The sequence below is a fragment of the Vibrio syngnathi genome, assembly GCF_002119525.1.
Classification (GTDB): domain Bacteria; phylum Pseudomonadota; class Gammaproteobacteria; order Enterobacterales; family Vibrionaceae; genus Vibrio; species Vibrio syngnathi.
In genome coordinates, this window is the sequence record NZ_CP017916.1 from 1666309 (window position 1) to 1678574 (window position 12266).

Annotated in this window: 6 protein-coding genes; all 6 read right to left on the reverse strand. The window is 43.2% G+C overall.

Annotated elements, in window-relative coordinates:
- Window positions 1–287: 287 nt before the first annotated feature.
- The gene (locus K08M4_RS07810; protein WP_086049472.1) at window positions 288–5129 is read right to left on the reverse strand and encodes an NAD-glutamate dehydrogenase; all 4842 of its coding nucleotides are present in this window, start codon (window positions 5127–5129) and stop codon (window positions 288–290) included.
- 228 nt (window positions 5130–5357) lie between these two features.
- Window positions 5358–5576 (reverse strand): DUF2835 domain-containing protein, encoded by a 219-nt coding sequence (locus tag K08M4_RS07815; protein WP_004733645.1) that lies wholly within the window; start codon window positions 5574–5576, stop codon window positions 5358–5360.
- A 222-nt stretch (window positions 5577–5798) separates the two neighbouring features.
- Window positions 5799–8405 carry an aminopeptidase N gene (pepN, locus tag K08M4_RS07820; protein WP_086049473.1) on the reverse strand — a complete coding sequence of 869 codons (2607 nt, stop codon included), beginning with the start codon at window positions 8403–8405 and terminating at the stop codon, window positions 5799–5801.
- A gap of 218 nt (window positions 8406–8623) precedes the next feature.
- Window positions 8624–9307 (reverse strand): hypothetical protein, encoded by a 684-nt coding sequence (locus K08M4_RS07825; protein ID WP_009846656.1) that lies wholly within the window; start codon window positions 9305–9307, stop codon window positions 8624–8626.
- A gap of 285 nt (window positions 9308–9592) precedes the next feature.
- On the reverse strand, window positions 9593–11587 hold the full coding sequence (prc, locus tag K08M4_RS07830; RefSeq protein WP_086049474.1) for a carboxy terminal-processing peptidase: 1995 nt from the start codon (window positions 11585–11587) through the stop codon (window positions 9593–9595).
- 17 nt (window positions 11588–11604) lie between these two features.
- Entirely contained in the window at window positions 11605–12228 is a 624-nt protein-coding gene (proQ, locus tag K08M4_RS07835; protein WP_009846654.1) for an RNA chaperone ProQ, read from the reverse strand.
- Between the last annotated feature and the right edge of the window lie 38 nt (window positions 12229–12266).

Genomic DNA, 12266 nt, shown 5'->3' on the forward strand with positions numbered 1-12266 from the left:
CTGTCTGTAAGGGTAAGATAATCGAGTTTGTTAGCGAATGAGGTTTATTATTAAGCAAACGTTATCGTTTCAGCAGTCAGTTTACTCATTTCTAGTCTCTAGTCTCTAGTCTCTAGTCTCTAGTCTCTAGTCTCTAGCATATTACAGCCATCCGCTCTTTTAACAACAAACAAGGTGTCCGTCGAAGTGGGTCCGTCAAAAATCGTTAGACCTATTGATGCCACTTTATAGAAACGAAAAAGGCAGACCTTATGGCCTGCCCTTGTGTCTTTCGTTTTATCTAATCACTAATCTGTCGACATGCAGTTTAGATTCAATAACATCAATTCACGCAGTGCTACTGAGAACTTGGCAAACTCATGAACCGAACCCACTTTGAATTCGTTCAAGATACTTTCCCAACGATGTAGAGAAACAGAGTTACTTTCCATCCAATCATCAAGCGCTTTAATCACATCGATGTCTGAAGCACAACCGCAGTTAAGCACTTGCCCAGTTAGCTGACGTTGCTGCCAATCCAGATCTTCTCTAAATGCTGCACGAGCCAGCGCTTGCCAGTTGTTATCTACAGCTTGACCATTGATTTGCTTCAAGAACCAGTGCAGAGATAAACGATCACCAAGATTGAAGTAAAGCTTAGACGCTTGTTGTACTGTTTTACCCGTCTCACGAGCCACTGTGGATATATCCAGTGCTGAGTACAAGCTAGACAAACGCGCAACTGAATTAGCCAACTCAGCGTTTACGCCTTGGTCAATCCATAACTGTGCCATTGCGTTATGCTCTTCTACTTCAGAAGCCACTAGATTTTCATCCAGTTTCTCTGTGATAGTAAGAACATCACCTTGGTAAAGTTCAATCAATGCTTTCACTGACTGTTTACCGGTACGGTTTCTTAGCAACCAACGAGCCAAACGACGAAGTGTACGGCGAACATGGTAGATCAATTCATATTGAGCTTCAGAGCTTGAAACATTGTCCAGTTCACGAATGCTCTTCAGAACATGGCCAAGACCGTAGATTTCACGTGATGCTGCGTAAGCATTGGCAATATCAACAATATTTGCGCCCGTCTCTTCTTGCAGACGAGTAACGAAGTTACAACCCATCTCGTTAACCATTTGGTTAGCCAGTGCCGTCGCAATGATTTCAGAACGTAGTGGATGATTGTCCATGTGCTGAGAGTAGTTACGACGTAACGCAGTTGGGAAGTACTGCATAAGCTGTTGAGCATGGAATTCATCATTAGCGATATCATCACTAACAAGATCTTCTTTAAGCACCATTTTTCCGTAAGCGACAAGTACAGAAAGCTCAGGTCTTGTTAGGCCTTGGCCCTGCTTTTCACGCTCAAGCAGTGTTTCGTCATCAGGGATGTATTCCAAACCACGATCCAAGTACCCTGCTTTTTCCATTGTATGAATAAAGCGGATTTGCTCTTTTACTAAGCCAACACCTTGATGCTCAGTAACCGAAATAGACTCAGCTTGGCAATATGCATCGTCTAGTACGATTTCGCCCACTTCATCTTCCATCGATTCAAGCACTTGGTTACGTTGTTTAACGGTTAGATCACCATTAGACACCAAACCATTCAAGAAGATCTTAATGTTTACTTCATTATCTGAACAGTCAACACCACCAACGTTATCAACGAAATCAGTATTAACGCGGCCACCCGTTAGCGCGTATTCAATACGACCCAGTTGAGTCATGCCCAAGTTACCGCCTTCACCAACAACCTTAGCTTTTAGGTCACGGCCATCGATACGAAGCACGTCATTTGCACGGTCACCAACATCTGTATGAGTCTCGTTTGAAGACTTAACGTAAGTACCGATACCGCCATTCCAAAGAAGATCAACCTGCATAGACAAGATCGCTTTGATCAAGTCATTCGGTGCCATTGATGCTTTCTTAGTACCCAGCATTTTCTGAATTTCAGGCGTCAAAGAGATAGACTTCGCTCGACGAGAGAAGATGCCACCACCTTGAGAAATAAGGTCTTTATTGTAATCTTCCCAGCTTGAGCGAGGCAGATTAAACAAGCGCTCACGCTCTACCCAGCTTGATGCTGACTCTGGATTCGGATCGATGAAGATATGCATGTGGTTAAACGCGGCTTGCATACGAATATGCTTAGACAACAGCATGCCGTTACCAAACACATCGCCCGCCATATCACCGACACCGATAGCGGTGAAGTCCGTTGTTTGACAGTTGATGCCCATTTCACGGAAGTGACGTTTAACAGATTCCCAACCACCTTTCGCCGTGATACCCATGGCTTTATGGTCGTAACCGTTAGAACCACCAGAGGCAAACGCATCGCCTAACCAGAAGTTGTATTCAGCAGATACTGAGTTTGCGAGATCTGAGAACGTTGCGGTACCTTTATCGGCAGCAACAACCAAGTACGGATCATCTTCATCGTGACGAACAACACTCTTAGGTGGGATAACCTCACCTTCAATGATGTTGTCTGATACGTCTAGTAGTGCACGGATGAAGCGCTTGTAACAACGTTGACCTTCAGCGAAGATCTCGTCTCGGCCAGACATAGTGTGCTGACGCTTACAAACGAAACCACCTTTTGCACCAACCGGTACAATGACTGTGTTCTTAACTTGCTGTGCTTTAACTAGGCCTAGAATCTCAGTACGGAAATCCTCTTGACGGTCTGACCAACGTAAACCACCACGAGCGACTTTACCGCCACGTAGATGCACACCTTCAATGTCTGGTGCGTAAACGAAAATCTCAAACGCAGGAACCGGCGCTGGGATATCTGGGATCTCGCTTGGTCTCATTTTCAGAGCCAACCAAGGTTTAGATTGTTTGTTGTCGTCTAACTGATAGTAGTTAGTACGAAGCGTTGCTGTGATCATTTCCATGTAACGACGAATGATACGATCATCATCCAAGCTTTCTACATGATCCAACTGTTCAGTGATCTTCTTAATAAGATCTTGTTGGCCTTTCGCGCTGCCTTTCAATTTAGGGTCAAAACGCTTGCCGAATAAACTCACTAACCCTTTCGCTAGATCTGGGTAATGAGACAATGTGTCTTCAATGTATTGTTGGCTGAATGGGAAACCCACTTGACGCATGTAACGCGCATACGCACGTAAGATTGAGATTTCACGACCAGAAAGACCCGCACCCAATACCAAGCGGTTGAAACCATCGCTGTCTAACTCACCCTCCCAAATTGCCGCAAAGGCTTGTTGGAAAAGATCGCGAGCTTCACGAAGATCAATCGTCTTATCACTCTTATGCAGCATCGAGAAATCAAGGATCCAATAAGTCACCCCGTTGGTTTTACGCACTTCATAAGGTGATTCACCAATAACGCGCAAGCCAAAGTTTTCAAGCATTGGCATCACATCAGACAGGTGGATTGGCTCATCACTGTGGTAGAACAGCTTCAAACGAACGGCTTTAGAGTCGGTAGCCTCTTCTTGAGGACGGTAGAAAAGCATGCCAAGTTTGTTGTCTTCACTTAGTGCTTCTAGACGCTCAATGTCTGCAACAGCAGAACCAGGCATCATGTCTTCTTTGTACGAACGTGGGAATGCACGCATGTACTCTTTCGATAACGGAAGACCTTTGCTCTCACCGAAGTTAGCAACGATTGATTCAGATAGGCGGTCATCCCACGTAGACGATACTTCCATTAAATTTTGCTCAATTGTTTTCACGTCCACATCCATGTTGTTGTTATCAACACGAACAATATAGTGCGTTCTTGCTAGCGGGCTTTCAGAGAAGTATGTTGTGAATTCCACTTCCTGCTCACAACCAAAGTACTGCTTCAAGATGCGTTGTGTTTGACGGCGAAGCTCGGTGTTGTAACGATCTTTGGTTACGTAAACCATGCAACTAAAGAAACGGCCAAACGGGTCTTTGCGTACAAACAAGCGCAGAAGATCGCGATCTTGCATTTGTACGACACCGGTACCGACTTCTAGTAGCTCTTCTTCTCGAGCTTGAAGCAGTTCATCACGCGGATAGTTTTCTAGAATATTGTGCAGTGCTTTGTAAGAGTATGAACCCTCACGGTAACCACTCGCATCTAAGATACGCTCTACTTTCTCGCGAACAAGAGGAATGCTTTCAACGGTTTGGTTATAAACGGCAGAAGTGTAAAGACCAGTAAAGCGGTGCTCACCAATGACCTTACCGTTCTTATCAAATTTCTTAATACCGATGTAATCGTTGTAAGCTGGGCGGTGAATGCGTGAAGCCGTGTTGCCCTTGGTTACGATAAGTACATACGGTTTTTTTGCTTCAAGACGTGCCGAATCCGAAAACTCAGACAGCTTAACGTTACGCACACGATCTGAATTCGCAAACAAACCAAGACCTTGCTCCTTGGTCGGTTGTAGTTCTGTGTCGCCATTTACAGAAACAAGGTCATATTCCTTGTAGCCCATAAACGTAAAGTTGTGCTCGCCTAACCAACGAAGAAACGCCAACGTCTCATCAAAGCGTTGGCCGTCTACAGGAATGCTCTCTTTTTGCTTTTCAACTTGATTCGTTACTTGCTCAAGTTTTTCAACCATCTTCAGCCAATCGTTCACGACTAAACCAGTATCGGTAAAGATATCCAGTAGTTCCGTTTTGAGCGCTGTCATTTCAGCTTTGCTGCTAAGACGGTCTACTTCGATATGGAAAAGCGATTGGAATGCACCTTCGTTATTGCTAACGCCGACAACACTGCCCTTATCAGAGCGAGAGATTTGTGTTGGATTGTGAAGCATAAGGTGAGAAGAAAGGTCTAGGCGAGTCAGCGCCATTTTTACAGAGTCTACAAGGAATGGGCTATCTGGTACGACTATCTCAACGATAGTGTGAGTAGATTGCCAACCTTGACGACTTACTGTCGGGTTAAAAACACGAACAGAGATTTGGTCAGCTTTCTTTTCATTGATGTGATGCCATAAGCTAACTACAGCACCGTATAAATCGGATTCGTTTCTCTGAGTTAAATCGTCGTGAGAAACATTACTAAACAAGTGTTGAGCAAGTTGAGTTACGAGAGGTCGATGAGCAAGGTCAAGTTTGTCTTGAATCAGTTTGTACACTTTTTCAAGTAAAACTGGAACCACAGTTTCACGTGCGGTCATAGTCACACTCCACAATTAGAATTTTATTTTATTATTAGGGGGCTTACTTAAGCTAGCGTTTGAATGAAGCCTTAAAGGCCAGTTCTACTAACGAGTTAAGCAAAGGTAATGCATTCATTTATTGTAAAAGCATTATTGATAAATAGTTAATTGTTTTGGAGGTGGTAAGAGGTGAAATGTTTGATTATGTGATTAAGATTCCCTTTAACTCACTAGGTACACCAAGCTTTACAGAGCTTCTAACTTAATAAACTTATTTTTTTGGTCAGTTGTTAACCTAAACTGTCCTCTAACCCCTATTTGTGTAAGAAATGGCCTGAAGCGAGTTGCAGGTAACTGTAAGCGCAACCCTGTCGTTGTTATCACTTGAACTTTACTTGCGGCGCCCGAGTAGCTAGCCAAAAACTGCTGATATGAGATGTTAAGTTGGAAAATATAGCGATTCATACGATACCTGTATAAATATACAGTGCCGGTATTTTTTGGCACAAAACGATGTCTGAAAGTGAAACTGAGCTTGAAACTGCTCTAGCTTATCGAAAATTCGATAAACCAGAAACAAAAAAATCAGTGGCAGATATTCTCTACCACTGATGACTTTTCGTTACTAGTAAACGGTTTATTAACAAACAGTCACTAGCATACAGTTTACCTGAATGAGCGGCTGACTTAAGCCTCTAGTGCTTTTGCCACTTTCTCGAATAGGTCATTCGCTAGGTTGTCCATGTTCTTCAGAGTCTCAAGTTCTTTCTTGATCAGAGCTTGACGCTCATCGTCGTATTTACGGAACTTAAGCAGCGGGTCAATCAAACGTGAAGCCACTTGCGGGTTGCTGCTGTTCAGCTCACGTAGGATCTCGCCTGCAAACGCATATCCTTGACCTGATTTATCGTGGAATTGAACCGGGTTCATGTTTAAGAACGAACCAACCAAGTTACGAGTACGGTTCGGATTCTTCAAGCTGAACGCTTGGTGCGACATAGACGCTTTGATCACTTCAAGCGCATTAGAGCTTGGGTTTGTTCCTTGAAGAGTAAACCACTTATCCATAACAAGGCCATCATGTTTCCACTTGTCACTGTAATCTGCCATCAAGGTTTCACGACATGGTAGTTGCGCACTGTTTGCCGCGCCCATTGCTGCCATCGTATCTGTCATGTTATTCGCTTGCTGGTACATAGCAACAACCAAGTCATTACCCTTTTCAGTATGAGCTAAGTAGCTTAGACAAACTTTACGTAGAGTACGCTTACCAATCGAATCGTGATCGATCGTGTATTCTGTTAGTGCATGGCTGTGATAAACCGCCGCTAACTCGTCTTCAAGTTCTGCAGCTAGTGTTACTTTCATTGAGTTAAGAACAGATGCGACCGCATCAATATCAACACGCTCATACCAACCCGACACTTCGTTATGGCTTGGCAGTGAAAGCATTTCTGCAATAAACGCAGGCTCTAGTGATTCACTAAGCAGTACCCCGCGGAATGCATCAATAACAGAAGCAGAAAGTTCAAACGCTTGGCCTTGTTGAACCTTCTCAACATTACTGCGGATATATTTAGCGAGTAGCATTTGACCCGCATCCCAACGAGAAAACTCATTACGAGCATTAACCATCAGGAAGATCAGCTCTTCGTCTGAATAGTTGTATTCAAGTTTCACTGGCGCAGAAAATTCACGCAATAGCGATGGGATCGGTTGCTCTGAAACGTTTTCAAACACGAACGTTTGTACCGCTTCTTTCACATCAAGTACGTTGCGAACTGGCTTTCCGTTACATTGTAACTCAATAACTTCGCCAGCAGCGGTGTATAACTCGATATCAAAAGGAATATGCAGAGCTTGCTTTTCCGTTTGCTCATGAGTTGGAGCCGTTACTTGGCGAGTTGTTAACGTGTACTCTTTTTTATCTGCGTCGTAGTGACTTTCAACAGACAACGTCGGCGTACCAGACTGGCTGTACCATAAACGGAACTGAGACAGGTCAACGCCCGATGCATCTTCCATTGCAGCAACGAAATCTTCGCAAGTTGCCGCGGTACCATCGTGACGTTCAAAGTAAAGCTTCATGCCTTTTTGGAAGCCGTCTTCACCCAACAATGTGTGGATCATTCGGATCACTTCGCTGCCCTTTTCGTACACAGTCAATGTGTAGAAGTTATTCATTTCTATCACTTTTTCTGGACGAATTGGGTGAGACATTGGACTTGCATCTTCTGCGAATTGTGGACCGCGAATAATACGGACATTGTTGATTCGGTTTACTGCGCGAGAACCAAGATCAGATGAGAACTCTTGGTCACGGAATACGGTTAAGCCTTCTTTCAAGCTTAGTTGGAACCAATCACGACATGTCACTCGGTTACCGGTCCAGTTATGGAAATACTCATGACCGATTACGGCTTCGATACCTAGGTAGTCTGTATCTGTTGCTGTTTGGTCGTTCGCTAAAACAAACTTAGAGTTGAATACGTTTAGGCCTTTGTTTTCCATCGCACCCATGTTGAAGAAATCAACGGCTACGATCATGTAGATGTCTAAATCGTACTCAAGATTAAAACGCTCTTCGTCCCACTTCATTGAGTTAATCAAAGACACCATCGCGTGATTTGCTCTGTCTAGATTGCCTTTGTCGACAAAAATTTCCAGGTCAACTTTGCGACCCGATTGCGTAGTGTAAGCATCACGCAGTACGTCAAAGTCACCGGCAACTAAAGCAAATAGGTATGCTGGTTTTGGATGTGGGTCTTGCCATTTCACCCAGTGACGACCGTTTTCAGCTTCGCCTTCATCTACACGGTTACCGTTACTTAATAAGAATGGGTTTTCGGCTTTGTCTGCGATCACGGTTGTGGTGAATTTCGCCAACACATCTGGGCGATCCATGTAGTAAGTAATACGACGGAAACCTTCAGCTTCACACTGAGTACAGAACGCACCACCCGACTTATACAAACCTTCAAGAGCGCTGTTCCCTTCAGGGTTTACTTCCGTCACGATCGTGAGTGTGAAATATTTCGGTAGCCCGCTCAGTGTCAGTTGAGATTCAGATTGCTCGAATTGCGTCCACTCTTGACCCTCAATTAAAACAGAAACCAACGTCAAACCTTCACCATCAAGTACTAAGGTCGAACTATCTTTCTCTTGCTTAACACTAGACACCGCCGTAATGATGGACGCTGAATCGTACAAATCGAAAGTAAGATCGATTTGAGAAATAGTGTGAGATGGTGATTGATAATCTTTACGATACTTGGCTTGAGGTGTATGTGCCATGACGGGTTCCTTTTGATCGTTATACGTAATTGTATTTTAACTGTATATATCTAAAGGTTGAGGGCCAAGAACACAAGGGGAATATTGAAAAAAGGAGGCATTGTAGTAAAACGCCTCCATGTTTTGCTATTTTATCAACCAAATCAGAAAGGAACGGCTAATAAATGAACTGTGAGCCATATTATCAACAAGCCTGACTTTGCGCATCCAACTCGTCATTATCGAATACGATTGAGTACTGCAAACATGTCGCCTTCTTCACCTTGAAGCGTCAAGACGTCGCTGTTTAATGTATAACGAGTGCCGTGCTCGCCATTTTCATACAGAAGTACCAATTGATCGCCTTCTGTGTAATACACCCCACGACGAACAACTTCACTCCCCACCTCATCGGACACTCTGAACATAAATACAAAGTCAGGTTGAAGCACTAAATCCATTTTTTGAATGTTACTTGCCCGCAGGTCGCTACCTGAAAGTTCGGCACTCGACCATATTCCAGCCAAGGCATTGGGCAAGGCTTTAGTAAACATAACACCGTTTAGGTTCAACATATTATGGTTACTGCTATAGGCGTAAACTTGAGGTTCAGAGGTGTTTAAACCCAAAATAATGGTATCTTCGTTGGCGTTATACAAGCCTTCCCAATGGTCGACACTGTAATCTTTCTTTTGAATATCGATGGAGAACGAGTAGTTTGAATCAAGGGTTAGCTTTATCGCTCTAAAATTTTCAGTACCTTGTTCAGGATCTGGGTTCATCAAATACCAATCACCAAGCAGCAGAGGAAGGTCAAAATGAGATAGATTGCTGTCACTTTTTGATTGCTGATCGCTTGAAGCGACCTCACTCCCAAAAGCAACAAAACTTAAACAAGATAAAAATAGTAGAATCCATTTCATACACGCCCCCTCGTTTTCTTTAAGCTTAGGCACGTAATGAATAGAAAGCGAAAAAATTTGATCTAAGTCACTAAATTTTAAGCGCGAAGTAACCAAATTGTAAATACGAAGTAACTGGGTGCATGATCGCTCACAAAATCGCCCTTTAAAAATGAGTGATTAAGAGTATACCCAAGCATAAATAGACGAGAAATGACCTCTATTTTTGTCAAATCGCAGATACAAAAAAAAGCGAGCCTAAGCTCGCTTTTAAAAACCGACACCTTTAACAAGGCACGTTAGCGTCTATTTCTTTATCATATCCAGCATGATAGCGACAGACTCATCAAGATAAGCATCTGGGGCTTCGTAGTCTTTAGGAATATCATCCAACGTTTTAAATGCCTCTAACTTAGCGGCTTTTTGACGTTGATTGATACGCTCTAAACGAAGCACATCCCCATCATCGCTCTCTTGCTGACGTACCTTTTCGTTCAAAGAAAGGTCGTTATCATCTTTATCAGCCTTATATTTTTCAATATCTTGCGCGATAAAGCCAAACTCCATGTCTGTTGCAATACGAGCTTGGTGTTGAGCGGTTAAAGCAGCCACTTGCTCACCGTTACGCTGTAACACTGAGTAGTTGGCTTTATCAATGCTATCCCAAGGCAGAGCATTATCTTCAACACTTTCTCCTGTATCTGCTGGATCAATTGCCGTTGGGTAAGCAATATCAGGCACTACACCTTTGTTTTGCGTACTTCCACCATTGATTCGGTAGAATTTCTGGATGGTGTATTGAACGTAGCCTAACTCTTTATCGAACAAATCATAAATATGATTCAAAGAGCGGTGTTGTTGCACCGTTCCTTTACCGAAAGAGTTTTCACCAAGGATGATTGCACGACCATAATCTTGCATCGCTGCCGCAAAGATCTCAGATGCTGAAGCACTGTAGCGATTTACCAATACCGTTAATGGACCTTGGTAACTAATTTCGCCGTCAGTATCACTGTTCACTTTTACACGACCGTAGCTATCACGAACTTGAACAACGGGTCCCTCTTTGATAAACAAACCAGAGAGTTCAGTTGCTTCAGTGAGTGCACCACCACCGTTGTTTCGCAGATCAACAATAATACCTTCAACACCCTGCTCTTTAAGCTCGGTGATCAGTTTATCGGTATCTTTAGATAGACCAACATAGAAACTTGGTACTTCGAGTACACCAATCTTCTTGCCATCTTTCTCGATAACTTCTGATTTAACAGCGCGGTCTTCTAAACGAATCTTATCGCGTACAATTGTGACAACGTGACTTTTTGCATCTTTACCATCTGGCAAGATCTGTAGTTTAACTTTAGTCCCTTTCGGTCCTTTAATTAATTGCACTACATCATCTAAACGCCAGCCAATAACATCAACAATCTCTTCGCCATCTTGACCAACACCAACAATACGATCGCCATCACTCAATTGTTTGCTATTTGACGCAGGGCCACCAGCAACGAGAGAACGAATAACGGTGTAGTCGTCTGTCATTTGAAGTACAGCACCAATGCCTTCTAGAGATAGATTCATCTCCGACTGGAATTGCTCTGCATTTCTTGGAGAAAGGTAACTGGTATGAGGGTCAACTTCTCGCGCGAATGCGTTCATGTAGATCTGGAAAGCATCTTCATTATGCGATTGCGTAATACGCTTCATCGCATTGTTGTAACGCTTTTCCAAAACTTCTTGAATCTCTGGCCACTCTTTACCTGTAAGTTTTAGATTCAACGCATCATATTTAACGCGTTTTCTCCAAAGCTCATTTACTTCAGCGATATCTTTTGGCCATTCCGCTTCGCTACGATTGAGCTCAATACTTTCATCAGTATCAAACTTAATCTCTGTATCTAGTAAAGACAGCGCATATTGGAAACGTTCAAAACGCTTCTGCATGGACAAATTATAAACATCGAATGCAATTTGGTTATTACCGGCTTTCAACTGATCATCAATTTGTTTAGATGAAGTAGCGAAAGAATCAATATCAGCTTGAGTGAAGATATTACGGTTATAATCCAGCATCTCTAAGTAACGATTAAAGATAGCTTGAGAGAAATCATCGTTGAGATTGAAGTGTTTATAGTGGGAACGAGTAAATCGAGAAGTAACACGCTTACTAGCGGTTTCGTGTTGAACCTCAGGAGCGAGTAAAGGTAAATCGTCCTGATTTAATTTGGCTTCAAGAGCCTGAGCTGAAGCTGCTAGCAAAAAGCTAGCAGCAATCAGTGTCAATTTTGAACGGCATTTCATGCGTAGGAGTATCTCCTTTAAGCGCGCAAGTGCTCCGCTTTAACAACCATTTGTAGGCCGTTTGCTAACTGAACACGCACATCTTCCTTATTGATTTCAACAATGGTCGCAGCCATGTTTCCTGTACCCATGTTCACATTTACTTCTTTGCCAGTGATAAATTCATCGGCGTTCAAAGCACGTGTTTCTACAGGCTTTTCTACTTTCGGTGCTTTAGGCGCTTGACGACGAGGCTGTTGAGCTTTCTTCGCTTTAGCTTTCGCTTTGCCTTCGTCACGAGCTTTCTGTGCTTGTTCTTTACGACGAGCCTGAACTTTCGCTTTGCTTTCTGCAAGTGTCGCTTTAGCGTGTTCAACGTGCTCTTCTTCTAATGTGCCACAAACGTTACCGTCTAGGTCAACACGTTCTGCACCAGCTTTTACGCCGTGCAGGTAACGCCATGATGATGTGTACTGTCTTAACGCTGCACGAAGCTGAGTCTTACTTACTTTTTCGTCTTCATTTAGACGTTCAGCAAGATCTTGAAAAATACCAATTTTAAGTGGTTTCGCTTCACCTTCTAGAGTAAAGCATTTAGGGAAACATTCAGCAACATATGCGATAACTTCTTTGCTGTTTTTTAACTTTTCAGTGTTTTCCATGTGGGTTCCTGGTTTTTGCGGTTTTCCGCGAGCATTAA

Excerpts from the sequence above, each read along its gene's own strand:
- K08M4_RS07810 (WP_086049472.1), bottom strand. The coding sequence starts at position 5,129 with ATGACCGCACGTGAAACTGTGGTTCCAGTTTTACTTGAAAAAGTGTAC.
- prc (WP_086049474.1), bottom strand. The coding sequence starts at position 11,587 with ATGAAATGCCGTTCAAAATTGACACTGATTGCTGCTAGCTTTTTGCTA.
- proQ (WP_009846654.1), bottom strand. The coding sequence starts at position 12,228 with ATGGAAAACACTGAAAAGTTAAAAAACAGCAAAGAAGTTATCGCATAT.
- pepN (WP_086049473.1), bottom strand. The coding sequence starts at position 8,405 with ATGGCACATACACCTCAAGCCAAGTATCGTAAAGATTATCAATCACCA.
- K08M4_RS07825 (WP_009846656.1), bottom strand. The coding sequence starts at position 9,307 with ATGAAATGGATTCTACTATTTTTATCTTGTTTAAGTTTTGTTGCTTTT.
- K08M4_RS07815 (WP_004733645.1), bottom strand. The coding sequence starts at position 5,576 with ATGAATCGCTATATTTTCCAACTTAACATCTCATATCAGCAGTTTTTG.